Genomic DNA, 26,467 nt, shown 5'->3' with positions numbered 1-26,467 from the left:
TCCTTACTTCTTCTTCAGTTGCTTGGCGTTGGCGAACAGCGAGGCCATGGCGTTGTTCGCCGGGGCCTTCTCCTGCTGGCGCGGGGCGCCACGATCGGGACGCTGGCCGCCCTGCGGACGACCGCCGCCGCGCGGACCTTCGACCTTCTCGCCGGGGGTGTCGCTCATGCGCATGGACAGGCCGACGCGGTTACGCGGGATGTCCACTTCCATGACCTTCACCTTGACGATGTCACCGGCCTTGACCACTTCGTACGGGTCCTTGACGAACTTCTCCGACAGCGCGGAGATGTGCACCAGGCCGTCCTGGTGGACGCCGATGTCGACGAAGGCGCCGAAGTTGGTGACGTTGGTCACCACGCCTTCGAGCACCATGCCGGGCTTCAGGTCCTTGAGGCTTTCGACGCCCTCCTGGAACTCGGCGGTCTTGAACTCCGGACGCGGGTCGCGGCCGGGCTTGTCGAGTTCCTTGAGGATGTCGGTGACGGTGGGCAGGCCGAACTGTTCGTCGGTGAACTTCTTCGGGTCCAGGCGCTTGAGGAAGGCCGAGTCGCCGATCAGCGAGCGCACGTCGCGGCCGGTGTCGGCGGCGATGCGCTGCACCAGCGGGTAGGTTTCCGGGTGCACCGCGGAGGCGTCCAGCGGGTTGTCGCCGTTCATCACGCGGAGGAAGCCGGCGGCCTGTTCGAAGGTCTTGTCGCCCAGGCGGCTGACCTTGCGCAGATCGTCACGGGTCTTGAAGGCGCCGTTGGCGTCGCGGTGCGCGACGATGTTCTGCGCCAGGGTGCTGTTGAGGCCGGAGATGCGCGCCAGCAGGGCGGCGGAAGCGGTGTTGACGTCCACGCCCACGGCGTTCACGCAGTCTTCCACCACCGCGTCCAGGCTGCGCGCGAGCTGCAGCTGGGACACGTCGTGCTGGTACTGGCCGACACCGATGGACTTCGGCTCGATCTTCACCAGCTCCGCCAGCGGGTCCTGCAGGCGGCGGGCGATGGAAACGGCGCCGCGCAGCGACACGTCCAGTTCCGGGAATTCCTTCGCAGCCAGCTCCGATGCGGAGTACACCGAGGCACCGGCCTCGCTGACCATGATCTTGGTGCACTTGAGCGCTGGGTATTTCTTGATCAGCTCGGCGGCCAGCTTGTCGGTCTCGCGGCTGGCGGTACCGTTGCCGATGGCGATCAGCTCCACCTGGTGTTTGGCGCACAGCGCGGCGAGCACGGCGATGGTCTGATCCCACTGGTTCTTCGGCGCGTGCGGGTAGACGGTGGCGGTGTCCAGCAGCTTGCCGGTGGCATCGACCACGGCGACCTTCACGCCGGTGCGCAGGCCCGGGTCCAGGCCCAGGGTGGCGCGCGGGCCGGCCGGGGCGGCCAGCAGCAGGTCGTGCAGGTTGCGGGCGAAGACGTTGATCGCCTCGGCGTCGGCGCCTTCGCGCAGCTCGCCCAGCAGGTCGGTTTCCAGGTGGGTGTAGAGCTTGACCTTCCAGGTCCAGCGCACCACTTCGGACAGCCACTTGTCGGCGGCGCGGCCTTGGTTACTGATGCCGAAGCGCTCGCCGATCATGGTTTCGCACGGATGCGCGGTGCCCGGCAGCTCCTCGCCGACCTTCAGGGCGACGCTCAGCACGCCTTCGTTGCGGCCGCGGAAGATCGCCAGGGCGCGGTGCGACGGGGCGTTCTTCAGCGGCTCGTCGTGCTCGAAGTAGTCGCTGAACTTGGCGCCTTCGGTTTCCTTGCCCGGCACCATGCGCGCGGTGAGGGTGGCGTTGTCCTTGAGGAAGCCGCGCAGGCGGTCCAGCAGGGTGGCGTCCTCGGCGAAGCGCTCCATGAGGATGTACTTGGCGCCTTCGAGCACGGCGCGGGTATCGGCGAAGCCTTTCTCGGCATCGACGAAGCGCGCGGCTTCGGTTTCCGGGGTCAGGGTCGGGTCGGCGAACAGCGCGTCGGCCAGCTCGCCCAGGCCGGCTTCCAGGGCGATCTGGCCCTTGGTGCGGCGCTTCTGCTTATAGGGCAGGTAAAGGTCTTCGAGGCGGGTCTTGGTGTCGGCGAGCTTGATCTCGCGGGCCAGTTCCGGGGTCAGCTTGCCCTGTTCCTCGATGCTGGCGAGGATCGCGCCACGGCGGTCTTCCAGTTCGCGCAGGTAACGCAGGCGCTCTTCGAGCATGCGCAGCTGGGTGTCGTCCAGGCTGCCGGTGACTTCTTTCCGGTAACGGGCGATGAAGGGGACGGTGGAGCCTTCATCGAGCAGGGCGACGGCAGCGGCGACTTGCTGCGGTTGAACGCGGCCGGAGGGCAGTGCGGAAAGCTCTTCGGCGATACGGGTGTTGATGCTGTCCATAAATCCACCTGACAAAACAATCGAAATACGGGGCGCCTGATCTGCTGCGCGTCGGCATAACTGCGTTGAGGGCAGCTGAAAAAATGCTCATTGACTGCAGTCAACTCCGCTTTTTCAGCTGCCCTCGCCTTGTTCTGCTCTAGCTCGCGAGATCATGAAGCAGGCTCATAACAGAGCGCCCGGACCGGAGGCCCCGGCCTTCGGACAGGCTCTGTGACAACGCCCCGCCGCAAAAGCGCCGCATTATACCCACGACAATTTCGCGGGGTGGGCGGCTGGTCGGGGAAAAATCTGCTAACAATGGACAAGCCGTGATGTGCGGCGGCTGGGCGATAATGCCCGCCGAATCAGATTCTGGGAGTCTCCATGAGCAACGCTGCCACCCTGCCGGAAGGCGAAAAGATCCTCGTGGTCGATGACGATGCGCGCCTGCGCCGTCTGCTGGAACGCTTCCTCGATGAGCAGGGTTACCGCGTCCGCGCCGTCGAGAATACCGAGCAGATGGACCGCCTGCTGGCCCGTGAGCTGTTCCAGCTGGTGGTGCTTGACCTGATGATGCCCGGCGAGGACGGACTCTCCGCGTGCAAGCGCCTGCGCGAGTCGAACAACCAGATCCCGATCATCATGCTCACCGCCAAGGGCGACGAGTCCAGCCGCATCTCCGGCCTGGAACAGGGCGCCGACGACTACCTGGCCAAGCCGTTCAACCCGCGCGAGTTGCTGGCACGGATCAAGGCCGTGCTGCGCCGCCAGGCGCCGCTGGTGCCGGGCGCGCCGGCGGGCGAGGACGAGATCGTCACCTTCGGCGACTACGAGCTGCACCTGGCCACCCGCGAGCTGAAGAAGGGCGAGGAAGTGCACATGCTCACCACCGGTGAGTTCGCCGTGCTCAAGGCCCTGGTGCAGCACGCCCGCGAGCCACTGACCCGCGACAAGCTGATGAACCTGGCCCGCGGTCGCGAGTGGGACGCCCTGGAGCGCTCCATCGACGTGCAGATTTCCCGCCTGCGCCGGCTGATCGAGCCCGATCCGTCCAAACCGCGCTACATCCAGACCGTCTGGGGCGTGGGCTATGTGTTCGTACCGGATGGTGCCGCCCGCAAGTGATGTTTCTTTGGTAGGAGCGGGCTTGCTCGCGAACCCGCCTCGGTGCGTGGGTTCATTCGCGAGCAAGCTCGCTCCTACAGTTCGTGCTTCCTGGTAACGCCCTCTTGAAAACACCCCTCTGGTTCCCGCAAAGCTTCTTCGCCCGCACCCTCTGGCTGGTGCTCATCGTCGTGCTGTTTTCCAAGGCGCTGACCCTGGTCTACCTGCTGATGAACGAGGACATGCTGGTCGACCGCCAGTACAGCCACGGCGCGGCGCTGACCGTGCGCGCCTACTGGGCGGCGGACGAGAAGTCGCGCGAGGCCATCGCCCAGTCCGCCGGGCTGAAGTGGGCGCCCCACGAGCAGGGGCAGCCGGAAGAGGTGCATTGGCCGTACACCGACATCTTCCAGCGGCAGATGCGCATGGAGCTGGGCATCGACACCGAGACACGCCTGCGCATCCACCATCCGTCGATGCTCTGGGTACGCGCGCCGACCCTGGGTGAGGGTTGGATCGGCGTTCCGCTCTACCCGCACCCGCTGCGCGGCCAGCAGATCTGGAGCGTGCTGGGCTGGTTCCTCGGCATTGGTTTGCTGTCCACGGCTGCCGCGTGGATCTTCGTGCGCCTGCTCAGCCAGCCGCTCAAGCGCCTGGTGTTCGCTTCCCGCGAGTTCGGCAAGGGCCGCAGCGTGCGCTTGCCCCTGGGGCCGGAAACGCCCAGCGAGATGGCCGAGGTATACCGCGCCTTCAACCAGATGGCCGACGACGTCGAGCAGGCCGGGCGCGAGCGCGAGCTGATGCTGGCCGGCGTGTCCCACGACCTGCGCACGCCGCTGACGCGCCTGCGCCTGTCGCTTGAGCTGATGCCCGAGAGCGATCGGGAGATGGTCGAGGACATGGTCCGCGACATCGAAGACATGGACGCCATCCTCGACCAGTTCCTCGCCTTCATCCGCGACGGCCGCGACGAGCCGGTGGAGGAGGGCGACCTGTACGGCCTGGTGTGCGAGACGGCCGATGCCTTCAACCAGACGGAAGAGCGCGTGCGCCTGTGCCTGGAGCCGCTGCCACCGTTCCGTTTCCGCCGTGTGTCGATCAAGCGCATGCTCGGCAACCTGATCGAGAACGCGCTCAATCACGGCGGCGGCAAGGTGGAAGTCGCGGCGCACGTAGCCGGTGGCGGTGCGGCGCCCTATGTGGTGCTCAGCGTGCTCGATCGCGGCGCCGGTATCGACCCGCAGGAGCTGAGCAGCATCTTCAATCCCTTCATTCGCGGCGACAAGGCGCGCGGCGGCAAGGGCACCGGCCTGGGGCTGGCCATCGTCAAGCGCATCGCCGAGCAGCACGGTGGCAGCATCGAGCTGCGCAACCGTGAAGGTGGCGGGGTGGAAGCGCGGGTCTGCCTGCCGTTGGGGCTGCTGCTGCCGCGCAACGCCCACTAATCCCAGCGCAGGGATTTGCCTTCCAGCAGCGCCCGGCGTCCGTAGGGCCAGGCGCGATTGTGCGCGCCGTGGCCGCTGGGCAGGCCGTGGTAGAGCGGAACGCCCAGGGTGGCGACGTACTCGCTGATGATCTCTTCCAGGCTATGCGCCACGCCCTTGCGCGGGCAGTCGGTGAAGCCGCCCAGGCACACCGCGCCCAGGCGTGCCCCACCGCGGCTGTTGAGCAGTTGCCAGAGGCTGCGTTCGAGGCGGTAGTAGGGCTCGCCGACGTCTTCGAGGATCAGGATCGCGCCGTCCGGCACATGCAGCGCGCCTTCGGTACCGGCCATGCAGGCCAGCGCAGTGAGGTTGCCGCCGATCAGTTCGCCCTCCACGGAGTGCTTCGGCCCTGCCAGGTGCTGCACCGCCAGCTTGCCCGGATTTCCCGCCAGCACATGGCTGACCGACGCCAGCGAAGCCAGGCGCTCGTGCTGCTCGCTGGGCGCACTGAGCGGTTGCAGGCCGAGGGCGGTGGCGACCGGCCCGTGGATCGCTGGCAGGCCATGGCGGTGGAAGGCGCTGAGCAGGATGGAGATGTCCGAGAAGCCGATCAGCGGGCGCGGCGAGGCGGCTTGCAGGCGCTTCCAGTCCAGTCGCGGAACCAGTTGCCCACAGCCGTAGCCGCCACGCAGGCACCAGACGGCGCTGACGTCCTCCAGCTCGAAGGCGGCGTGGAAATCCTCCAGGCGCTGCTGCGGCGTGCCGGCCAGGTAGCGGTAGCGCGCATCGGCGTGTTCGCCCAGGTGGTAATCCACGCCCAGCACTTCCAGCTGGCGCAGGGTCGCCTCCAGCACCTCTTCGGCGATGGCCGAGGCCGGCGCGACCAGGGCGATGCGGCCTTCGATGGGCGACCACTTGAGTTCGGCGTTGGAGCGGGGTGCGGGCATGTCTGATATCCGGTTACTGCGGGAGAACGTGTAGGAGCGAGCTTGCTCGCGAAGGGTTCAGTGGGGCAATGATGGGCTGGGCGCTTTCCGTTGGCTGGGTTGCCGTGCATTTCCTCACCCCATCCCTCTGTGAGAGGGATGGGGTGAGGGCGAGACCCAGTGCAGGGCTTAAGGGTGCTTCATGAAAGTTCGTTCCTGACATCCCTGCCGTGACTACGTGCTTCTCTGAGCCTCCTGCCAGGCCATCCGTGGCCTGGCGTTCGCCGGCGTGACGCATGCGCCACGAAAGCCCCGGCTCACCCCTTGCCCTTGGTCCGCGCCAGATGCGGCCCGCCATTTTTCTCCAGGTACTCGATGATCACCCCGGCGATGTCCTTGCCGGTGGTGGTCTCGATGCCCTCCAGCCCCGGCGAGGAATTCACTTCCATCACCAGTGGGCCATGGTGGGAGCGCAGGATGTCGACGCCGGCGACCTTCAGTCCCATGATCCGCGCGGCGCGGATGGCGGTCATGCGTTCTTCCGGGGTGATCTTGATCAGGCTGGCGCTGCCGCCACGGTGCAGGTTGGAGCGGAATTCGCCGGGCGCGGCCTGGCGCTTCATCGAGGCAATCACCTTGTCGCCCACCACGAAGCAGCGGATGTCGGCGCCGCCGGCCTCCTTGATGTATTCCTGCACCATGATGTTGTGCTTGAGCCCCATGAAGGCCTCCAGCACGGACTCGGCGGCCTTCTCCGTCTCGCAGAGCACCACGCCGATGCCTTGGGTGCCTTCCAGCAGCTTGATCACCAGCGGCGCGCCGCCGACCATCTCGATCAGGTCCGGCACGTCGTCGGGGGAGTGGGCGAAGCCTGTGATCGGCAGGCCGATGCCCTTGCGCGAGAGCAACTGCAGGGAGCGCAGCTTGTCGCGGGAGCGGGCGATGGCCACCGATTCGTTGAGCGGGAACACCCCCATCATCTCGAACTGCCGCAGCACGGCGCAGCCGTAGAAGGTCACCGATGCGCCGATACGGGGGATCACTGCGTCGAAGCCTTCCAGGGGCTGTCCGCGATAGTGGATCTGTGGTTTGTGGCTGGCGATGTTCATGTAGGCGCGGAGGGTGTCGATCACCACCATCTCATGGCCGCGTTGCTGCCCGGCCTCCACCAGCCGACGGGTGGAATACAGGCGCGGATTGCGCGACAGCACAGCAATTTTCATTGATCACCTGAAGGGGTGGAGGAAACCATGATGAGGGGTTTGTCCTGGACGTAGGTCAGGCCCGGATTGACCACCAGTTGGCCGTGGACCAGGGCCTTGGAGCCTAGCAGCACGCGGTAGCGCATGGTCTTACGGCAGGCCAGGGTGAATTCCACCGGCCAGGCGCGGTCGCCCAGGGCCAGCAGGGTGCGGATCACGTAACGGGTCTGGGCCTGGCCGTTGGAGCTCTTGATGGTCTTCATCGTCACCACCGGTGCTTCGCAGCGGTGGCGGCGCTGCACCTGGGTGCCGAGGTGGGCGACGAAGCGCACCCAGCTCTGGCCGTTGCGCTTGAACGGCACGATCTCGCTGGCATGCAGGCTGGAGGTACTGGCGCCGGTGTCGATCTTCGCGCGCAGGCCGACCATGCCCAGTTCGGGCAGGGCGATCCATTCGCGCAAACCGATTACCGACAACTGGTCGAATGTCTTCAAGGCAGGCGTCCCCGGCGTTTGCCGGCATTCTAGTCAGGCCGGTTGTGCCCCGCCAGCGGGGTGCGCGGTACACTCGCAGACCCGCATGACGAGGTTATGAAGTGAGCGAGAAAGACGACGACAAGGTCCGCCTGGACAAGTGGCTGTGGGCGGCGCGCTTCTACAAGACCCGCTCGCTGGCCAAGGAGGCCATCGAGGGTGGCAAGGTGCATTGCCGGGGCGAGCGCTGCAAGCCGGGCAAGGAGCCGAAGATCGGCGAGGAATATGTGATCCGCACCGGCTTCGACGAGCGCACCGTGGTGGTCAAGGCGCTATCGATGGTGCGTCGTGGCGCGCCGGAGGCCCAGTTGCTGTATGAGGAGACCGCCGACAGCGCGAAGCGTCGCGAGGACGCGGCCGCGATGCGCAAGGCCGGTGCGCTGGGCCTGCAGACCGACGGGCGGCCAACCAAGAAGCAGCGTCGCCAGTTGTTCAGCTTCCGCGATCAGGAGTGATCCTGGGGCGAGGGCCGAAGGCGCCTCGCCCTGATCGACGGGCCACTCAGGCCGCGACGACGCTCAGGCGGTTGAGCAGCGGGATCTTCGTAAGCAGGTTGAACAGCGGCTCGGTCCAGCGCACCAGTGCGGCGCTGACCTTGGCGGCGAACGGTGTGAAGCAGCTCCAGGCCAGGGCCACCAGCGCCATCTGCACGCCGCCGATGTAGTCGTCCTGGCCCCAGTGCGCGCCGGCCACCAGGCGCGGCAGCATGAACAGCAGCGCCAGGCCCCAGATCACCACCCACTGCAGGGCGCTGCGGGCGAACAGGGTGAGGAACAGTGCCCAGATCAGCAGCACCGAGGCGTGGTCGCCGGGGAAGCTGCGGGCAGACTCATCCTTGATCTCGAAGGCGGTGTCTTCCCAGCTCGGGAAGTACTGCTCCAGGCGCACGGCATCCGGCACAACGGTGGAGATGCTCGCGTGCTGCCAGCCGAAGTGGTGGGCGATCTTGGCGTAGAGGATGCGCACCACCACCAGTACTACGGCGGCGCAGAGGAAGCCGAAGGTGGCTGCGCGGGCTTGGGTGGCCTTGAAGATCCAGTCGCCCCGGATCAACAGGAGCAGCAGGATCACGCCGACCAGCAGGTCGAACGGGCGGGTACTGGCCACTGCCCAGGTCAGCCGCCAGGCATCATTGGTCGCCAGTGGTTCGTTCAGAAGGCTGAACAGGCTGAAGTCGAACAGGTTCATCGCCTCTCGGGCAGGCTCCCAGAGCCACAGCAGGAGCAACGCGAGCGCGAACAGGTGACAGGCGATGAAGGGCTTCCAGGACCAGGTGGCTTGGAACGGATTGGCTTTATCCATAAAATCGATTCCCCCTTACGGAACCACCCGAATGCGGGTGGGTGCTGCAAAGCGCGCTTTATAGGCCTTTGCCATCAACTTGTCATTTATTTGTGCCTATCGCAGCGTTGTGTCCAGCATGTCCCAGATCGATCAAAGTCAGCGTTTCCTGTTCGACAACACCGATGTTCGCGGTGAACTGGTGGAGCTCGACCGCAGCTACGCCGAAGTGCTGGCCAAGCACCCCTACCCGCAGCCGGTCGCCCAGCTGCTGGGGGAAATGCTAGCCGCTGCCGCGCTGCTGTGCGGCACCCTCAAGTTCGACGGCCTGCTGGTGCTGCAGGCGCGCTCCAATGGCGCGGTACCGCTGCTGATGGTGGAGTGTTCCAGCGACCGCGAAGTGCGCGGCCTGGCCCGCTACGAAGCGGACGCCATCGGCGATGCCGCCGGGCTCGCCGACCTGATGCCCCACGGCGTGCTGACCCTCACCGTCGATCCGAAGAAGGGCAAGCGCTACCAGGGCATCGTGCCGCTGGAGGGCGTGACCCTGGCCGATTGCCTGTCGACCTACTTCGCCACCTCCGAGCAGTTGCCGACCCGCTTCTGGCTCAACGCCGACAGCCGCCGCGCCCGTGGCCTGCTGCTGCAACAGCTACCGGCCGACCGCCAGCGCGACGCAGAGTCGCGGGAAGCCAGCTGGCAGCACGTCACCACCCTGGCCGACACCCTCACCGCCGAGGAGCTGTTGGGCCTGGACAACGCCACCGTGCTGCACCGCCTGTACCACGAGGACGACGTACGCCTGTTCGACCCGCAACCGCTGGTCTTCCGTTGCAGCTGCTCGCGGGAACGCTCGGCCAACGCGCTGGTCAGTCTTGGGCACGAGGACGCCGAGCGCCTGCTCGCCGAGCAGGGCGGCGAAGTCGTGATCGACTGCCAGTTCTGCAACCAGCGTTACCGTTTCGACGGTTCGGACGTTGCCCAACTGTTCTCCGGCGGTGGTAGCAAAACGCCCTCGGAAACCCGCCACTGACCGCTTCTATCCGTCCGATAGCCGCACCAATGGCGCTCTTGCCAGATCAGAGGCTGCACGAAAACAGTTCTTTTCTGGCATAATCCCGCGACTTTTTTCCGCGGTAGTGGGAATTAGAAGTCACTACGCAATGTTTGGAGGACTCGGCTTCGGCCGACGGGGACCCACATGACGCAAGCCAATAAAGCCGTTTACACCGACATCAGCGTTGCCCAACTGGTCGAAGAAGCCATTCGCCGCGGCGAAGGCGAACTCGCCGACAACGGCGCGCTGGTCGTACGTACCGGCCACCGCACCGGCCGCTCGCCTGCCGACCGTTTCATCGTCGAAGAGCCGGGCAGCAAGGATTCCATCGCCTGGGGTGCCATCAACCGTCCGTTCCCGGCTGACAAGTTCGATGCCCTGTGGGATCGTGTCGAGGCCTTCAACAACGCCCAGGACCACTTCGTTTCCCACGTCCATGTAGGTTCGGCCCACGACCACTACCTGGCCGTCAAGATGACCACCGGCACCGCCTGGCAGAACCTGTTCGGCCGTGCGCTGTTCATCGAGCCTGAGCAGTACAACCCGGCTGGCCGCGAAGAGTGGCAGGTCCTCAACGTCGCCAACTTCGAGTGCGTGCCCGAGCGTGACGGCACCAACTCCGATGGCTGCGTGATCCTCAACTTCGCCCAGAAGAAAGTGCTGATCGCCGGCATGCGCTACGCCGGTGAGATGAAGAAGGCCATGTTCGGCGTGCAGAACTACCTGCTGCCGGAAAAAGACGTGCTGCCGATGCATTGCGCCGCCAACATCGGCGAAGCCGGCGACGTCACCCTGTTCTTCGGTCTGTCGGGTACCGGCAAGACCACCCTGTCCGCTGACGAAAGCCGCTACCTGATCGGCGACGACGAGCACGGCTGGGGCGAAGGCGTCGTCTTCAACATCGAAGGCGGTTGCTATGCCAAGTGCATCGACCTGTCCGAGAAGAACGAGCCGGTGATCTGGAAAGCCATCAAGTTCGGTGCTGTGCTGGAAAACGTCGTCCTCGACGAAAACCGCACCCCGGATTACGCCGATGACAGCCTGACCCAGAACTCCCGCGCAGCCTACCCGCTGGAACACGTCGAGAAGCGTTCCGAGAAGAACCTCGGCGGCGAACCCAACGCCGTGATCTTCCTGACCTGCGACCTGACCGGCGTTCTGCCGCCCGTGTCGATCCTGAACAACGAGCAGGCGGCCTACCACTTCCTGTCCGGCTACACCGCGCTGGTGGGTTCCACCGAAATGGGTTCGGGCGGCGGCATCAAGTCGACCTTCTCCACCTGCTTCGGCGCACCCTTCTTCCCGCGTCCGGCCGGCGTCTACGCCGAGCTGTTGATCAAGCGCATCAAGGCCTTCGGCTCCAAGGTCTACCTGGTCAACACCGGCTGGACCGGTGGTGGCTACGGCGTTGGCAAGCGCTTCAACATCCCGACCACCCGTGGCGTGATCGCTGCAATCCAGAGCGGCGCTCTGGTCGGTGCCGAGACCGAGCACCTGGACATCATCAACCTGGACGTGCCCAAGGCCGTTCCGGGCGTCGAGACCGTCCTGCTCAACCCGCGCAACACCTGGGCTGACAAGGCCGCCTACGACGAAGCCGCCAAGGGCCTGGCCAGCAAGTTCATCGAGAACTTCAAGAAGTTCGACGTGAGCGACGCCATCAAGAACGCCGGCCCGCAGCTGTAAGCGAACCCGTTCTTCGAAAGAGCCGCCTTCGGGCGGCTTTTTCATTGGCGCCTGGGAACGGTCCTACGCCATTGCGCTCTTCGTAGGAGCGAGCTTGCTCGCGAACAGCCCAGCTCCGGTTCGCGAGCAAGCTCGCTCCTACAATGACGCTTTCTAGGCTGGGTGGATGCCCACGTAACGGAGTACTCCCATGCACGACACCCTCGAACGCGTCTTCGGCTTTCGCCAGTTCCGCCCCGGCCAGGAGGCGGCGGTCAGCGCCGTGCTCGCCGGGCGCTCGGCGGCGGCGATCTTTCCCACCGGCTCGGGCAAGTCGCTGTGCTACCAGTTGCCGGCGCTGCTGATGCCGCACCTGACGCTGGTGGTGTCGCCGCTGCTGGCGCTGATGCAGGACCAACTGGCCTTCCTCACCCGCCACGGCATCGCCGCCGCCAGCATCGATTCGGCGCAGAGCCGCGAGCAGACCGCGCAGACCATGGCCCGCGCGCGTAGCGGCGAGCTGAAAGTGCTGATGATTTCGGTGGAACGGCTGAAGAACGAGCGCTTCCGTAACTTCATCAGCGAGGTGCCCATTTCCCTGCTGGTGGTGGATGAAGCGCACTGCATCTCGGAATGGGGCCACAACTTTCGCCCCGATTACCTGAAGCTGCCGGACTACCAGAAGCAATTCCGCATTCCCCAGGTGCTGCTGCTCACCGCCACGGCCACGCCGGCGGTGATCGCCGACATGCGCGCCAAGTTCGCCATCAGCGAAAGCGATGTGGTCACCACCGGCTTCTACCGCGCCAACCTCGACCTGCAGGTGGAGCCCATCTCCAGCGCCGCCCGCCGGGCGCGGCTGGTGGAGTGGCTGCGGGAGCGGCCAGGCAAACCGGCCATCGTCTACGTCACCCAGCAGAAGACCGCCGAGGACATCGCCGCGTACCTGGCCGAACGCGGCATTCCCGCGTGCGCCTACCACGCCGGGATGGAGCACCCCGAGCGCGAAGGCATCCAGCGCCGCTTCATGGATGGCCAGCTGAACTGCATCGTCGCCACCATCGCCTTCGGCATGGGCATCGACAAGAGCGATATCCGCCAGGTGGTGCACTATGACCTGCCCAAGTCCCTGGAGAACTACAGCCAGGAAATCGGCCGCGCCGGGCGCGACGGCCAGCGCTCGGAATGCCTGGTGCTGGCCAACCGCGACAGCCTCAACGTGCTGGAAAACTTCGTCTACGGCGACACCCCCGAGCGCGAGGGCATCCGCAATGTGCTGGAGGACATCCGCCAGGCGCCGAATGGCCAGTGGGAGACCATGCTGGTGCCGCTGTCGGACCAGTCCAATATCCGCCAGTTGCCGCTCAAGACGCTGCTGGTGCAGTTGGAGCTACGCGGCATCATCGCGCCGCGTTTCGCCTATTTCGCCGAATATCGCTACAAACTGCTCATCGATTCCGCCGCATTGCTCGGCCATTTCGAGGGCGAGCGGCGGCAGTTCGTCGAAGCCATCCTCAACACCTCGGCGCGTGCGCGGACCTGGGCGACCCTGGATTTCGACACCCTCTACAGCCGCCATGGTGCCGAGCGCGCGCGGGTGGTGAAGGCGCTGGATTACTTCCAGGAGCGCGGTTGGGTCGAGCTGGAAAGCAAGCAGATGACCGAGGTCTACGCAGTACGCGATGCCCAGTTCGATGTGGATAAGTTGAGTGACGAGCTGCACCGCTACTTCAAGCGGCACGAGGAGAGCGAGATCGCCCGCATCGGCGCCATGCTCGACCTGCTGGCCAGCGAGGAGTGCCTGAGCTGGCGCCTGGCGCATTACTTCGGTGACGAACAGGCGCCCCGGCATTGTGGCCATTGCTCGGTGTGCGCCGGCCGCGTCGCCCATCTGCCGGAGCCACCTGCGCTGCCGCCGCTGGACGGCCAATCCCTGCACAACCGCTGCGCCGCCTTCCTGGAGAAATACCGCAGCGCGCGAGGGATGGCGCCGAGCGCCGACTGCTTGACGCGCTTCCTCTGCGGCATCAGCGTGCCGGCCTTTACCCGCATGCGCGCCCGCACCTTGCCGGGCTACGCGACGCTGGAGGATTACCCCTACGCCCGCGTGCGCAACTGGGTGCAGGCGCAGCTGTAACAGGCCAGACGCCACGCACGACTAAAGGTCGGCGTGGCGCCGCCGGGCTCCCTTGTAGGGTGTGGGGAGGCATTCCTGCCTAGACTCACAAGGGCGTCGCAAGAGGAACCCCGCATGTCCGTCGAGCACCTGGATGTACTGATCATCGGCGCCGGCCTGTCCGGCATCGGCGCCGCCTGCCATCTGCAGAAGCAGTGCCCCGGCAAGTCCTACGCCATCCTCGAAGGCCGCGAGGCCATGGGCGGCACCTGGGACCTGTTCCGCTACCCCGGCATCCGCTCCGACTCGGACATGTACACCCTGGGCTACAACTTCAAGCCCTGGACCGATCCCAAGGCCATCGCCGACGGCCCGTCGATTCTCAACTACATCCGCGAGACCGCCCGCGAGTACCGGGTCGAGGACAAGATTCGCTACCGCCACCGTGTGCTCAAGGCCGACTGGGATAGCGCCAGCGCGCGCTGGAATCTCACCGTGCAGCGCGGCGACGAGCAGGAACCGGTGCGCATGAGCGCGCAGTTCCTCTTCATGTGCACTGGCTACTACCGCTATGACGCCGGCTACACACCAGACTTCCCGGGGCGCGAGAGCTTCGCCGGGCAGGTCATCCACCCGCAGCTGTGGCCGGAAAACTTCGACTACAGCGGCAAGCGCATCGTGGTGATCGGCAGCGGCGCCACCGCCGTCACGCTGATCCCCTCGCTGACCGACAAGGCCGCCCACGTCACCATGCTGCAGCGCTCGCCGTCCTACGTGATCACGCTGCCGGCGAAGGACCCGATCTCGAATTTCCTGCGCAACTTCCTGCCGGAGAAGTGGGTGTACCGCCAGGCGCGGGCGCGCAACGTGACCATGCAGATGGTCTTCTTCATGGCATCCAAGGCGTTCCCCGGCGCGGTGCGCAAACTCATGCTCAAGCTGGCCAGCTTGCAGCTGGGCAAGGACTTCGACATGCGCCACTTCAGCCCGCGCTACAAACCGTGGGACGAGCGCGTGTGCTGCGTGCCGGATGGTGACCTGTTCAAGGCGCTGCGCCAGGGCCGGGCCTCGGTGGTGACCGACCACATCGAGCGTTTCACCGAGAAAGGCATCCTGCTCAAATCCGGGCAACTGCTCGAAGCGGACGTGATCATCACCGCCACCGGACTGGACCTGGTGATGTTCGGCGGCGCCGAGCTGGCCATCGACGGCAAGCCCTTCGACGTCACCCAGAGCATGGGCTACCGCGGCATCATGCTGCGCGACCTGCCCAACCTCGCCGCCATCGTCGGCTACACCAACGCCAGCTGGACGCTCAAGGCGGACCTCTCCAGCGAATACTTCTGCCGCCTGATCAACCACCTCGACGCCATCGGCATGCGCCAGTGCACGCCGCGCCAGAGCCATGGGCAGGTGAAGGAAGAACCCTTCCTCAACCTCAACTCCGGCTACATCCAGCGCGCCGCCGACCGCATGCCCAAGCAGGGCGACCGCACGCCGTGGAAGCTCTATCAGAACTACGCGCTGGACCTGGCCCTGCTGCGCTTCGGCAAGGTCGAGGACGGCTACCTGACGTTCACCTCGCCCCAGCAGCGCCAGGCCACGGCGGCGCCGGTGGAGGCGCTGGAGGGCTGACCCCCTCGCCGGCGCCCGCCTGCCGTGGCGGGCGCCGTTCCATCGAAGTGCTGGATAGACATTATCGATACGCCACTCTGCAACGATCCCTCCGCTCGGCTTACCATGCGCGCCATCCGCAATCATGCAGGCCAGAGGAAATTTCATGCATATCGATGACGCCATCCGCAGCCGCCGTTCCATCCGGGGTTTCGACACCTCCTACGTGATGAGCCGCGAGGAGAAGGACGAGCTGCTGCAACTGGCGCTGCTCGCGCCCACCGCCTTCAACCTGCAGCACGTGCGCCTGGTGGAAGTCAGCGACCCGCAATTGCGCGCGCACATCCGCGAAGTGGGCTGGGACCAGGCGCAGATGACCGATGCCTCGATGCTGGTGGTGGTCTGCGCCCGCACCGACAGCTGGGAAGCCAACGCCAGCCGCGTCTGGGACGGCGCCCCGGCGGAAGTGCAGAACTTCATGACCAACGCCATCGACGGCTACTACCGCGACAAGCCGCAGACCCAGCGCGACGAAACCATGCGCAGCTGCGGCCTGGTGGCCCAGACCCTGATGCTCGCCGCCCGTGGCCGCGGCCTGGACAGCGTGCCGATGGACGGCTTCGACTTCGACGCCGTGGGCCAGCTGATCAACCTGCCGGACAACCACGTCATTGGCCTGATGGTCGCCGTGGGCAAGCAGGCGGTGGAAGCCAAGCCGCGCATCGGCCGGCTGCCGGTGGAAGAGACGATCATTCGCGATCGGTTCTGATCCCCACGAAACGCGCCTCCGGGCGCGTTTTGCTTTTCGTAGGAGCGAGCTTGGGCCTGGCCACGTCACTCACTCCGGCGCCGCCTCGACGACCCGCTCGATCAACCACTGCAACGCCGTATCCCGCTCGCGCTGGGCGAGGTACACCAGCTCCAGGTCGAAATGGCCTACGTCGAACGGCAGCTCCAGCACCTGCAACGGCCGCAACTCCGAGAAATAGGCCGCCAGCCGCGTCGGCAGCACCGTCAGCAAATCCGTGGTCGCCACCAGATGCGCCGCCTGCAGGTAGTTGGGCGTGGTGTAGGCGATCTGCCGCTTCAGGCCCTGGCTGGCCAGCCACTGATCGACCATGCCCTTGGTCTGCCCGCCGGAAACCCACAGGTGCCGCTGCTGGAGAAAGGTCTGCAGATTGATTCTCCCATCGACCTGCGGATGCCCGCGCCGGGCCAGCAGGCGCAGCGTCTCGCTGGCCCAGGGGCGGCGCAGGAAGCGCGCCGGCAGCTCCTCGAAGCGCCCCAGCACCAGGTCGAGGTTGCCCTTGTCCAGCGCCTCGGCCGGCAGCGTCGGCGTCAGGTGCTGGATAGCCAGGCCGATGCCCGGCGCCGTCCTGCCCAGACTTTCGAGCAGGTGCGGCATGCACAGCGCCTCGACATAGTCGGTCAGCGCCAGGGTGAAGCGCTGGCGGCTGCGCGCCGGGTCGAAGATGTCGCCGCCGGCCAGGCTCTGGCCGATGCGCTGCAGCGCATCGCGAATCGGCGCTTCCAGCTCCAGCGCCCGGGGCGTCGGCTGCATCGCCCGGCCGACGCGCACCAGCAGCGGATCATCGAGAAGCTCGCGCAGGCGGTTCAGCGCGTTGCTCACCGCCGGCTGGCTCAGCGACAGGCGCTCCGCCGCGCGGGAGACATTGCGCTCGCGCAGCAGCGCATCCAGTACCCGCAGCAGGTTGAGGTCGAAGGTGTTCATATTCATTGAGTGAATGCCACTTATCACAACTCAAAATTTCAAAAATAGTAGCGCCTTCCCTAAGGTGAGTGGTCTTCAAACGAGCGTTTCCGGCTGACAAGAGGAACAACATGAGCCAGAACATCCGCATCGCCAGCGCCGCCGTCATCGGCGCCGGCACCATGGGCCGGGGCATTGCCATGTGCCTGGCGAACGCCGGTGTGCAGGTCCTGTGGCTGGACAATAACCCGCAGATGCTGACCCAGGCCCTCGGCGCCGTAGCCGACACCTACGCCCACAACGTGCGTCAGGGCCGCATCGACGAGGCCGAAGCCGCCCGCCGCCGCGCACGCATCTCCCAGGTTGCGAACTACGCGGCCATCCGCGAAGTGGACCTGGTGATCGAGGCGGTGTACGAAAACCTCGAACTCAAGCAGTCGATCTTCCGCGAGCTGGACGCAGCGCTGAAACCCTCGGCCATCCTGGCTTCCAACACCTCCTACCTCGACGTCGATGCCATCGCCGCAGTGACCTCGCGGCCGTCCCAGGTGCTCGGCCTGCACTTCTTCAGCCCGGCGCACATCATGAAGCTGCTGGAAATCGTGCGCGGCGCCAAGACCGCTCCCGCCGTGCTGCAAGCCGCGCTGGAGCTGGGCGAGCGCATGGGCAAGGTCAGTGTGGTAGCCGGCAACTGCCACGGCTTCATCGGCAACCGCATGCTGGAGAAGTACGTCCAGGAATCGCGCCGGCTGATCCTCGAAGGCTCGCTGCCGCACCGGGTGGACGCTGCGATCCAGGGCTTCGGCTTCGCCATGGGCCCGTTCCGCATGTTCGACGTGGTCGGCATCGACCTCGAGTGGCGCGCCCGCGAGCTGGCCGGCAAAGGCCAGGACGCGCCGACCGTGCAGGTGGACAACCGGCTGTGCGAGATGGGTCGCTTCGGCCAGAAGACCGGCAATGGCTTCTACCACTACGAACCCGGCAGCCGTCAGGCCGAGCACGATCCGAAAGTCGACGCCCTGGTGCTGCGCGAATCCGAACGCCTGGGTTACGCGCGCCGCGACATCGGCGACGAGGAAATCCTCGAGCGCTGCCTGCTGGCCCTGGTCAACGAAGGCGCGAAGATCCTCGACGAAGGCATCGCTTCCACCAGCGGCGACATCGACACCGTTTACCTCAATGGTTATGGCTTCCCCAAGGATAAGTCCGGCCCCATGGCCTGGGCCGATGCCCAGGGGCTGCAGAGCGTGCTGGCGCGCCTGCGTGACCTGGCCGGTGCCCACGGCGCGCACTGGCAGCCGGCCGCGCTGATCGAGCGCCTGGCCGTCGCCAATGGCCGCTTCGCCGACGTGAAACAGGAGTCCTTCGCATGAGTTACCAGGCACCCCTGCGCGACATGCGCTTCGTCCTCCACGAACTGTTCGACGTCAGTGCCCACTGCGAGCTGCTGGGCAACGGTCTCGACCGCGAGCTGATCGACGGCGTGCTGGAAGAGGGCGCGCGCTACACCGGCGAAGTGGTCGCGCCGCTGAACCGCAACAGCGACGAGCAGGGCGCGACCCTGCTCAATGGCGAGGTCACAACCCCGGACGGCTTCCGCGAGGCCTACCGGCAGTACTGCGACAACGGCTGGGCAAGCATGACCGGGCCGACCGAGTTCGGCGGCCAGGGCTTCCCGCAGATGGTCGCGGCGAACTTCCACGAGATGCTGATGGCCGCGTCGCTGTCCTTCCGTGTCTACTCCGGCCTGACCGAGGGCGCGGTGCTGGCGCTGTACAAGCACGGCAGCGAGGACCTGAAGCGCGACTACCTGGGCAAGATGGTCAGCGGCGTGTGGACCGGCACCATGTGCCTCACCGAACCGCAAGCCGGCACCGACCTCGCCCTGCTGCGCACCCGTGCCGAACCGCAGGCGGATGGAAGCTACCGTGTCAGCGGCAGCAAGATATTCATCAGCGGCGGCGAGCAGGACCTCTCCGAGAACATCGTCCATCTGGTGCTGGCGCGGCTGCCGGACGCACCGGCCGGGGTGAAGGGCATCAGCCTGTTCCTCGTGCCCAAGTTCATCGCCAAGGCCGACGGCACGCCGGGCGCGCGGAATTCCCTGAGCTGCGGCGCCATCGAGCACAAGATGGGCATCAAGGGCGCGTCCACCTGCGTGATGAACTTCGACGGCGCCACCGGCTGGCTGATCGGCCAGGCCAACCAGGGGCTGGCATGCATGTTCACCATGATGAACGACGCGCGCTTCCAGGTCGGCCTGCAGGGCCTGGGCATCGCCGAGCGTTCCTGCCAGGGCGCGTTGGCCTACGCCCGCGAGCGCCTGCAATCGCGCGCGCTGACCGGCCCGGCGGAGCCGTCCAAGGCCGCCGATCCGATCATCGTCCACCCGGACGTGCGGCGCATGCTGCTGACCCAGAAGACCCTCACCGAAGGCTGCCGGATGATCGCCGCGCTCTGCGCCCGCGAGCTGGACCTGGAGCACGGCCATCCCGAGGCCGAGGCGCGCAAGGCCGCGAGCAAGCGCGCGGCGCTGCTGATCCCCATCGTGAAGTCCTTCTTCACCGATGTCGGCCAGGAGGTGTCCAGCCTCGGCGTGCAGGTTTACGGCGGCCACGGCTACATCCGCGAGTGGGGCATGGAACAGCTGATGCGCGACAGCCGCATCACGCAGATCTACGAAGGTACCAACGGCATCCAGGCGCTCGACCTGATCCGCCGCAAGCTGCTGGGTGACGGTGGCGCGGAGCTCAATGCGCTGATCGGCGAGCTGGCCGCCGCCTGCGAAACCGCGGGCGCCCATGCCGAGCTTGGCGGTTTGGCGGAAACCGTCCGCCAGCGCCTGCAAGAGTGGCGGAGCCTGACCGACGACGTGATCGCCGCCTGCCAGCGCGACCCGCAGGAAATCGGCGCCACCTCGGTGGACTTCCTGCAGTACTGCTCCTACGCGCTGCTCGCGGGGCTCTGGGTTCAGGCCGCTGGCGTGGCGCAGGCGAAACTCGCCGCCGGCGAGGGCGATGCGGACTTCTACCGCGCCAAGCTCGCCAGCGCGGAGTTCTACGTCAAACGCATCCTGCCGCGCGCCAGCATGCACCGCGAGGCCCTGCTGGGCGGTGCGGACTGCCTGATGGGGTTGGACGCGGAGCACTTCGCGTTCTGATGGCTTGAGGTAAAGAAAAACGCCGCGCCGGGACCGGGGCGGCGTTTTTCTTTGAAGGTTCGGTGCTGGGCGGTCCCTCACCCCAGCCCTCTCCCAGGGGGAGAGGGGGCCGTATGTGCCGAGATGAGTCCTGCCTTCGCTGATACGCTCGGCTAACGCAGAGCTTTCAATACGTGCCGGTCGGTCCCCTCTCCCTCCGGGAGAGGGTTAGGGTGAGGGGCTCTTGATTCGCTCAAGCCCGCTCCCAAACCTCGAACGCATAGGCCGGCGTCTCGCCTTCCGCGTCATGCTCGATGCTCGACGCCAGGCGCCACTGCCCCTCGTTCACCTCGGGAAAATGCGCATCGCCCACCGGGCTCAGGCCCACGCGGGTCAGGTACAGCCGCTCGGCGCGGCCCAGGGCTTCACCGTAAAGCTGCGCCCCGCCGATCAGCATCAGTTCCTCGGCGTCCTCTTCCCTGGCCCACTGCGCGGCGCGTTCCAGCGCGGCATCGAGGCTGGTGAAGACTTCCGCGCCTTCGAGCTTCAGGCCCGTCTGGCGAGTGACCACGATGTTGAGGCGGCCCGGCAGCGGACGGCCCAGCGAATCCCAGGTCTTGCGGCCCATGATCACCGGCTTGCCCAGGGTCATGGCCTTGAAGTGCTTGAGGTCTTGCGGCAGGTGCCAGGGCAGGCGGTTGTCGACGCCGATCACGCGGTTCTCGGCAAGGGCGGCGATCATCGCCAGGGGCAGGACTTCGGACATCGTGACTCCAGTGGTGAACATCAGCGGGAACTCCCGTTGCCAGAGGATACCAGTCGCACCTCCCCGGTGGGACCGGAGGGCGGAACGCGCATGAAGAAGGTGCCGTCTTCGTTGACCTGGGTGACGCCGGTGGCCAGCACCTTGCGATAGTCCTTGAGGTTGAAGGCCAGGGTCTGGTCCGGTCGTTCGGCCTTGAGCAGCACTTGCGAGTAGGTGATGAGGATCTCGAAGATCTTCAAGTCGCCCGACTGCAGCCAGATATAGGACGGTCCCGCCTGGCGCGGCGGTTCGAAGGCCAGCGACGCGGCTCCCGGTTTGGGCACGAACTTCAGGTGCAGGCCCTCGGCGTCCAGCCAGCTGGATTCGACCCGGCCGCCAATGCCCACCAGGGGAAAGACCTGGTGGTAGTTCAGGTGCAGCACGTTGCCCTGCAACAGCGCACCGGGGCGCTCCAGCGTTACCAGCGAATCCAGGTGCAGGCCCGCCACGCTCATGGCGCCGTAGCTGGGCACGCCGAGCACCTTCACGCTGTCGGGCTGGTAGTCGAGGTTGTCGCCGTCGAGCTTCACCGTGCCGGAGAGCCGCAGCGGCAGCCAGGGGCCGACGCCCAGTGGCCGCACCTCGCCGGAGACCAGCAGGCGGTCGCCTTCGACGCTGAATTGGAAGTCGCGCAGCATGGTTTCCGGGTAGGCGAGGATGTGCTGGTTGAACAGGTTGGCGAGCTGCTCGGGGCTGAGGATCACCTCGCCCTCGGACACTTCGATGCGCATGTCCTGCGGGCGGTCGAAGTCGATCGGCTCGCCGGCCTTGAGCGGCACCAGCCAGCCCTTGAGCTGCGGGCTGTGGAAGCCGACGCCGCCCTGGAAGTACATGTCCACGTTGTTGAGCAGGATGCCCACGCCGTCCTGGCCGGAGTCGCGCAGGCCGCCGGGTCGGCTGGCCTTGAATTCCGGCGCCGGCGGCGTCTGTTGGAACCAGCCCTGGCGCAGTACGCCCAGTTCACGCTGCTGCTTGTCGATGGCGCTCTCGGCGACGGCGTTGCCGGCAAACGCCAGCAGGAGCAGGGAAGCGAGGAGGGTTCTCATAGGGCTTTCTCCTCCGGGGCCGGCGCTTTTATGGGAGATACCGCGATGTGCACCATGCCGTCCTCGCGCAGGCGGATTTCGCCGTACTGCAGCTGGCGGCGGTAGTCGTAGAGATTGAACAGCAGCGGCGCATCGGGACTGAGGCTGGTGAACAACGCGTAGGCCTTCACCAGGATGGTCCGTGCCATCTTGATGTCGCCGCCCTCGATGAACATGTAGCTCTTCGGTGCCTTGAGCTGCGGCCATTTCAGCTCGTCCAGATCGTTGCCCAGCAGCAGGTCCATGCCGCCGTCGGCCAGCGCCAGACGGCGCACGGTGAAGTCCAGGCGCGGCGGCGGGAACAAGCCGTCGAGGTCGACCAGGATGCGGTTGCCGATCAGCTGCATGTGTGCGGTGTGCAGCTGCAGCACCTCGGACATCTCGATGGACGCGGCGGTCAGTGAAGGCGTGACGTCCACACCGTCGACGAAGATCCGCTGCGGCACCAGCGCCACCTTCAGTGGCCCGGCCTGCTCGATCCCGGTGACCATCCGCAGCGGCCGCCAGCGGCCCTTGCGCAGCAGTTCGCCGTGGACTTCCTGGCCATCGGCGCGAGTGCTGAGCTTCAGGTTGCGCACGGGGGCGTTGGCGTTACGCAGCTCCTCGTTGAGCAGCGTGGCGAGGGTGGCGTCGGCGACGAAGATGTCTCCGGCCTGGATACGCGCGACCATGGACTTCGGGTCGTCCAGCATCAGCGGCGTACCGGTGCCGGCTACCGGGCTCATCTGGATCAGCATCTTGCGGATGAAGAAGCCGATGTCGTCGTGCAGGCGGAAGTCAGTCTGGCTGATCCACAGTTGCGAGGTGTTGCTGGCGGACTGCCGGGCGCTGACGCTGGCATCCAGCACGCGAGGCGGTACGGCCTGCATCAGCGGGGTGTCCGGGCCCCAGTCGGAGGGCCGCACCGGGGGCGTTTCCACGGCCGACGCGCTGGCGGCGGCGAGCAGCAGGGGCAAGGCACTGAGCAGCGAGCGCAGCATGGCGAGGCCTCATTGTTGTTTTTATAGGGGCAGCGTTATCCGCTGAGTCTGAGCCTGCCCGCTCACGCCGGGAGCCCCTCCTTGGTTTGGTTGATGCCAAGGGGTGTTACCGGCGGTGCCGGGACGTAGCGGCGAGCAGCGGTTATCCTTGCTGGCGAATACCGATTGTCGGAGACCCTGTGAGCGAGTCCCCCCTCCAATCCCTGTGGCTGTGCGAGGCCGTGCGCCTGCGCGAGGAGCAGGCCGGTCCCCTGGAAGACAGCGAAGCCAATCGCCGCGCCATCGTCGGCGGCGGCGACCTGGCCCGGCGCCTGCAAAACCGTGCGCTGCTGCTGGCCGAACGCGACGGCCAGCGTGCCGCTCTGCGTACCTGGACCCAGGGCGCGCGGCTGGCGATTTATGTCCTGCTGGCGCTGGCCCTGTTCACCGGCGGCGGCCTGGCGCTCGCAGCGCTGGGAGACGGTGTGCGCCCGGTCAACGTGTTCTGGGCCCTGGCCAGCCTGCTCGGCCTGCACCTGATTACCCTGATCGGCTGGCTTCTGGCCTTCTCCGCCAGCGGCGAGGCGGCCGGTGCGCTAGGGCGTCTGTGGCTCTGGCTGAGCGGCAAGCTGGCCCGCGATGCCCAGGCCGCGCAGCTCGCGCCGGCCCTGCTGGTGCTGCTGGACCGCCAGCGCCTCACCCGTTGGGCCCTGGGCCTGCTGGTCCACGGCCTCTGGCTGGTAGCGCTGACCAGCGCCCTGGGCGTGATGCTGGCGCTGCTGGCCACCCGGCGCTATGGCTTCGTCTGGGAGACCACCATCCTCGGCGGCGATACCTTCATCGCGCTGACCCACGGCCTCGGCGCGCTGCCCTCGCTGCTCGGCTTCCCGCAGCCGGATTCGGAACTGGTGCGCGCCAGCGGCGATGCCCTGGTGGCCAGCGAAAATGCGCGCCATGCCTGGGCCGGTTGGCTGGTCGGCATCCTGCTGGTCTACGGCGTGCTGCTGCGCGGCGCGCTTTGGCTGCTGTGCCTGTGGCGCTGGAAGCGCGGCCGCGCGCAGCTGGCGCTGGACGTTTCGCTGCCCGGCTATGCGCTGCTGCGCGAACGCCTGATGCCCGCCAGCGAGCGCCTGGGTGTGAGCGATGCGGCGCCGGATGAACTGGTCGAGCCGCTAGCGCAGGCCCCGGCGTCCACTGCCGACGGCGCACTGCTGGTCTCCATCGAACTGCTCGACCGGCCGAACTGGCCGCCGAAGCTGCCGGAAAGTATCGCCAACGCCGGCGACCTCGACGATGGCGCCCAGCGCCGCCGCCTGCTGGAACAACTCACCCGTTATCCGCCGGCACGCCTGGTGATCGCTTGCGACCCGCGCCGCTCGCCGGATCGCGGCACCCTGGCGCTGATCGCCGAACTCTCGCGCTGCGCCGCCGCTACCCGCATCTGGCTGCTGCAAGCGCCGCCGGGTGAAGCGCTGGACGCCGAGCGCCTGGGCGACTGGCACACGGCCATCGACCGCCTGCAATTACCGCACACCTCGGCGTCGCCCCTGGGCTGGCTGGAGAGCGGACATGACTGATGCGCTGAAACTGGCCGTGGTCGGCCACACCAACGTCGGCAAGACCTCGCTGCTCCGCACCCTGACCCGCGACGTGGGCTTCGGCGAAGTCTCCCATCGCCCCAGCACTACGCGGCATGTGGAAGGCGCGCGCCTGTCGGTGGACGGCGAGCCGTTGCTGGAGCTGTACGACACGCCCGGCCTGGAAGACGCCATCGCCCTGCGCGACTTCCTCGACGGCCTGGAGCGCCCGGGCGAACGCCTGGACGGCCCGGAGAAACTGCGCCGCTTCCTCGATGGCAGCGAAGCCCGCGGCCGCTTCGAACAGGAGGCCAAGGTGCTACGCCAACTGCTCGCTTCCGACGCCGGCCTCTATGTGATCGACGCCCGTGAGCCGGTACTGGCCAAGTACCGCGACGAACTGGCCGTGCTCGCCGCCTGCGCCCGGCCGCTGCTGCCGGTGCTCAACTTCGTCGCCAGCCCGCAGCACCGCGAGGAACAGTGGCGCGAGGCCTTGTCCCGTCTCGGCTTGCACGCGCTGGTGCGCTTCGACAGCGTGGCGCCGCCGCTGGATGGCGAGCGCCGCTTGTATGAAAGTCTCGCGCTCATGCTGGAGCGCGCGCGTCCGCAGCTGGACCGCCTGGTGGCCGATCACGAAGCCCAGGCCGTGGCACGCCGCGAGGCCGGTGCGCGGCTGATTGCCGAACTGCTGGTGGATGTCGCCGCCTGCCGCCAGCTGGTGCCGGCCGGCGATGCCGCCGTGCAAGCCGCCACCGAGACGCTGCGCAATCAGGTGCGCAAACGCGAAGACACCTGCGTGAAGGCGCTGCTCAGCCTCTACGCCTTCCGCAAGGACGACGCCCGCGCGGCCGACCTGCCGCTGCTGGATGGTCGCTGGGGCGATGACCTGTTCAACCCGGAAACCCTGCGCCAACTGGGCATCCGCCTGGGCGGCGGTGTCGCGGCCGGCGCGGCGGCGGGGGCGGGGATCGACCTGCTGGTGGGCGGCCTTACCTTGGGCGCGGCCACCGCGCTGGGCGCCATCGCCGGGGGAGCCTGGCAGACCGTCGGCCATTACGGGCAGCGCCTGCTGGGCAAGCTCAAGGGCAGCCGCGAGCTGTCCGTGGACGACAGCGTTCTGCGCCTGCTGGCGCTGCGTCAGCGGCAATTGCTGGCGGCGTTGCAGACGCGCGGGCATGCGGCGGTGGAGGCGATCCACCTGCAATCGCCCGAGGACAAGCAGTGGCGCGAGGGCAAGCTGCCCGAGGGGCTTCGCAAGGCGCGGGCGCATCCGGAATGGTCCAGCCTCAATGGTGGGCGGCGCAGCGAGAAGAGCGAGCGGCAGGAAGCGGTGGCGCAGTTGGCGGCGCAACTGCTGGAGCCATGACCGCGATGCCGGGGCGGTTCGCGAGCAAGCTCGCTCCTACAGGGTGTGCACGGCTCTTCGTAGGAGCGAGCTTGCTCGCGAACGCTCTTAGACGAGCGAAACCATCTCCACCTCGACCGTCCCCTCGACCACGGTCAGGATCGCCAGCGCAATCGGCAACTTGAACCGCCTCGGCCCCGCGCTTCCTGGGTTCAGATACAGCACCCCGTTGCGCACCTCGTTGAGCGGCTTGTGGGAATGCCCCGCCAGCACCACATCAATGCCCTCGGCTGCCGGATCGACGGCCAGCTGCTTGAGGTCATGGATCAGGTAAAGCCGCAGCCCACCCAGCTCCAGCAGCAGGGTTTCCGGCAGCGCTTCAGCCCAGTCGTCGGTGTCGTTGTTGCCACGCACCACGTCCAGCGGCGCCAGTTCGCGGAGCTGGTCGAGCAGTGAGGCGGGGCCGATATCGCCCAGGTGCAGGATGCGCGCGCAGCCTTGCAGCGCCGCCAGCGCTTCTGGGCGCAGCAGGCCGTGGGTGTCGGCGATGACGCCGATGCGCAGGGAAGTGGTCATGCCAGGGAGCATAAACGACGACGCCA

The 26,467-nt window shown here is 66.8% G+C and carries 22 protein-coding genes; 12 read left to right on the top strand and 10 right to left on the bottom strand.

Going from position 1 to position 26,467, the window contains the following annotated elements:
- Nucleotides 1–3: 3 nt before the first annotated feature.
- Nucleotides 4–2,340 (bottom strand): Tex family protein, encoded by a 2,337-nt coding sequence (locus O6P39_RS25390; protein ID WP_275609123.1) that lies wholly within the window; start codon nucleotides 2,338–2,340, stop codon nucleotides 4–6.
- A gap of 366 nt (nucleotides 2,341–2,706) precedes the next feature.
- On the opposite strand from O6P39_RS25390, the gene ompR reads away from it, so the two are divergent.
- Nucleotides 2,707–3,447, top strand: a complete 741-nt coding sequence (ompR, locus tag O6P39_RS25385) for a two-component system response regulator OmpR (protein ID WP_024762186.1) — start codon at nucleotides 2,707–2,709, stop codon at nucleotides 3,445–3,447.
- A gap of 104 nt (nucleotides 3,448–3,551) precedes the next feature.
- Nucleotides 3,552–4,871, top strand: coding sequence for an ATP-binding protein (locus O6P39_RS25380; RefSeq protein ID WP_275609122.1), 1,320 nt, complete (start codon nucleotides 3,552–3,554; stop codon nucleotides 4,869–4,871).
- On the opposite strand, the gene O6P39_RS25375 is transcribed toward O6P39_RS25380, so the two are convergent.
- The 3 genes from O6P39_RS25375 to O6P39_RS25365 all read right to left on the bottom strand — a co-directional run bounded on the left by O6P39_RS25375 (nucleotide 4,868) and on the right by O6P39_RS25365 (nucleotide 7,406).
- The gene (locus tag O6P39_RS25375; protein WP_275609121.1) at nucleotides 4,868–5,797 is read right to left on the bottom strand and encodes an LD-carboxypeptidase; all 930 of its coding nucleotides are present in this window, start codon (nucleotides 5,795–5,797) and stop codon (nucleotides 4,868–4,870) included. The two genes, O6P39_RS25380 and O6P39_RS25375, sit on opposite strands and share 4 nt — an antisense overlap.
- A gap of 296 nt (nucleotides 5,798–6,093) precedes the next feature.
- Complete coding sequence (gene rimK / locus O6P39_RS25370) at nucleotides 6,094–6,999, bottom strand: 30S ribosomal protein S6--L-glutamate ligase (protein ID WP_015479406.1); 906 nt, start codon at nucleotides 6,997–6,999, stop codon at nucleotides 6,094–6,096.
- Nucleotides 6,996–7,406: an ATP-dependent zinc protease gene (locus O6P39_RS25365; RefSeq protein ID WP_236620561.1), complete on the bottom strand. Its 411-nt coding sequence runs from the start codon at nucleotides 7,404–7,406 to the stop codon at nucleotides 6,996–6,998. Before O6P39_RS25365 ends, rimK begins: the two co-directional genes overlap by 4 nt.
- A gap of 167 nt (nucleotides 7,407–7,573) precedes the next feature.
- Between O6P39_RS25365 and O6P39_RS25360 the strand changes: the two genes are divergently transcribed.
- Entirely contained in the window at nucleotides 7,574–7,966 is a 393-nt protein-coding gene (locus tag O6P39_RS25360; RefSeq protein ID WP_275609120.1) for a S4 domain-containing protein, read from the top strand.
- Between the two features lie 46 nt (nucleotides 7,967–8,012).
- Here O6P39_RS25360 and O6P39_RS25355 read toward each other — a convergent pair whose 3' ends face one another.
- Nucleotides 8,013–8,813, bottom strand: coding sequence for a phosphatase PAP2 family protein (locus tag O6P39_RS25355; RefSeq protein ID WP_275609119.1), 801 nt, complete (start codon nucleotides 8,811–8,813; stop codon nucleotides 8,013–8,015).
- Nucleotides 8,814–8,931: 118 nt separating this feature from the next.
- Here O6P39_RS25355 and hslO point away from each other — a divergent pair, with 118 nt between their 5' ends.
- The 5 genes from hslO to O6P39_RS25330 all read left to right on the top strand — a co-directional run bounded on the left by hslO (nucleotide 8,932) and on the right by O6P39_RS25330 (nucleotide 16,013).
- Complete coding sequence (gene hslO, locus O6P39_RS25350; protein WP_275609118.1) at nucleotides 8,932–9,825, top strand: Hsp33 family molecular chaperone HslO; 894 nt, start codon at nucleotides 8,932–8,934, stop codon at nucleotides 9,823–9,825.
- A gap of 168 nt (nucleotides 9,826–9,993) precedes the next feature.
- A complete protein-coding gene (locus O6P39_RS25345) occupies nucleotides 9,994–11,535 on the top strand; it encodes a phosphoenolpyruvate carboxykinase (protein WP_275609117.1) in 1,542 nt (513 codons plus the stop codon).
- 190 nt (nucleotides 11,536–11,725) lie between these two features.
- Nucleotides 11,726–13,651 carry an ATP-dependent DNA helicase RecQ gene (locus O6P39_RS25340; protein WP_275609116.1) on the top strand — a complete coding sequence of 642 codons (1,926 nt, stop codon included), beginning with the start codon at nucleotides 11,726–11,728 and terminating at the stop codon, nucleotides 13,649–13,651.
- Nucleotides 13,652–13,765: 114 nt separating this feature from the next.
- Nucleotides 13,766–15,265 carry an NAD(P)/FAD-dependent oxidoreductase gene (locus O6P39_RS25335; RefSeq protein ID WP_275609115.1) on the top strand — a complete coding sequence of 500 codons (1,500 nt, stop codon included), beginning with the start codon at nucleotides 13,766–13,768 and terminating at the stop codon, nucleotides 15,263–15,265.
- A 145-nt stretch (nucleotides 15,266–15,410) separates the two neighbouring features.
- Nucleotides 15,411–16,013 (top strand): nitroreductase family protein, encoded by a 603-nt coding sequence (locus O6P39_RS25330; protein WP_275609114.1) that lies wholly within the window; start codon nucleotides 15,411–15,413, stop codon nucleotides 16,011–16,013.
- A gap of 69 nt (nucleotides 16,014–16,082) precedes the next feature.
- Here the strand turns inward: O6P39_RS25330 and O6P39_RS25325 are convergent, their stop codons facing one another.
- Complete coding sequence (locus O6P39_RS25325) at nucleotides 16,083–16,982, bottom strand: LysR family transcriptional regulator (RefSeq protein WP_275609113.1); 900 nt, start codon at nucleotides 16,980–16,982, stop codon at nucleotides 16,083–16,085.
- 104 nt (nucleotides 16,983–17,086) lie between these two features.
- Between O6P39_RS25325 and O6P39_RS25320 the strand changes: the two genes are divergently transcribed.
- Together O6P39_RS25320 and O6P39_RS25315 are read left to right on the top strand one after the other, a co-directional pair.
- Nucleotides 17,087–18,328: a 3-hydroxyacyl-CoA dehydrogenase gene (locus O6P39_RS25320; protein ID WP_275609112.1), complete on the top strand. Its 1,242-nt coding sequence runs from the start codon at nucleotides 17,087–17,089 to the stop codon at nucleotides 18,326–18,328.
- Nucleotides 18,325–20,115 (top strand): acyl-CoA dehydrogenase C-terminal domain-containing protein, encoded by a 1,791-nt coding sequence (locus O6P39_RS25315; RefSeq protein ID WP_275609111.1) that lies wholly within the window; start codon nucleotides 18,325–18,327, stop codon nucleotides 20,113–20,115. Before O6P39_RS25320 ends, O6P39_RS25315 begins: the two co-directional genes overlap by 4 nt.
- Before the next feature lie 232 nt (nucleotides 20,116–20,347).
- On the opposite strand, the gene O6P39_RS25310 is transcribed toward O6P39_RS25315, so the two are convergent.
- From O6P39_RS25310 to O6P39_RS25300, 3 genes are read right to left on the bottom strand one after another with little or no spacing between them, the layout of a single operon-like run.
- Nucleotides 20,348–20,860: a dihydrofolate reductase gene (locus O6P39_RS25310; protein WP_275609110.1), complete on the bottom strand. Its 513-nt coding sequence runs from the start codon at nucleotides 20,858–20,860 to the stop codon at nucleotides 20,348–20,350.
- A gap of 20 nt (nucleotides 20,861–20,880) precedes the next feature.
- Nucleotides 20,881–21,945, bottom strand: a complete 1,065-nt coding sequence (locus O6P39_RS25305) for a hypothetical protein (RefSeq protein WP_275609109.1) — start codon at nucleotides 21,943–21,945, stop codon at nucleotides 20,881–20,883.
- Nucleotides 21,942–22,964 (bottom strand): hypothetical protein, encoded by a 1,023-nt coding sequence (locus O6P39_RS25300; protein ID WP_275609108.1) that lies wholly within the window; start codon nucleotides 22,962–22,964, stop codon nucleotides 21,942–21,944. The genes O6P39_RS25305 and O6P39_RS25300 overlap by 4 nt, the downstream gene beginning before the upstream one ends.
- A 179-nt stretch (nucleotides 22,965–23,143) precedes the next feature.
- Between O6P39_RS25300 and O6P39_RS25295 the strand changes: the two genes are divergently transcribed.
- On the top strand, nucleotides 23,144–24,520 hold the full coding sequence (locus O6P39_RS25295) for a DUF2868 domain-containing protein (protein ID WP_275609107.1): 1,377 nt from the start codon (nucleotides 23,144–23,146) through the stop codon (nucleotides 24,518–24,520).
- Nucleotides 24,513–25,886: a GTPase/DUF3482 domain-containing protein gene (locus tag O6P39_RS25290; protein ID WP_275609106.1), complete on the top strand. Its 1,374-nt coding sequence runs from the start codon at nucleotides 24,513–24,515 to the stop codon at nucleotides 25,884–25,886. The genes O6P39_RS25295 and O6P39_RS25290 overlap by 8 nt, the downstream gene beginning before the upstream one ends.
- A gap of 87 nt (nucleotides 25,887–25,973) precedes the next feature.
- Here O6P39_RS25290 and O6P39_RS25285 read toward each other — a convergent pair whose 3' ends face one another.
- The gene (locus tag O6P39_RS25285) at nucleotides 25,974–26,441 is read right to left on the bottom strand and encodes a metallophosphoesterase family protein (RefSeq protein ID WP_275609105.1); all 468 of its coding nucleotides are present in this window, start codon (nucleotides 26,439–26,441) and stop codon (nucleotides 25,974–25,976) included.
- Nucleotides 26,442–26,467 lie beyond the last annotated feature (26 nt).

It is taken from the genome of Pseudomonas sp. PSE14 (assembly GCF_029203285.1).
Taxonomy (GTDB): Bacteria; Pseudomonadota; Gammaproteobacteria; order Pseudomonadales; family Pseudomonadaceae; genus Pseudomonas.
The sequence above is the reverse complement of the archived record's forward strand: the minus strand, read 5'-3'. Positions and strand labels throughout refer to the sequence as shown.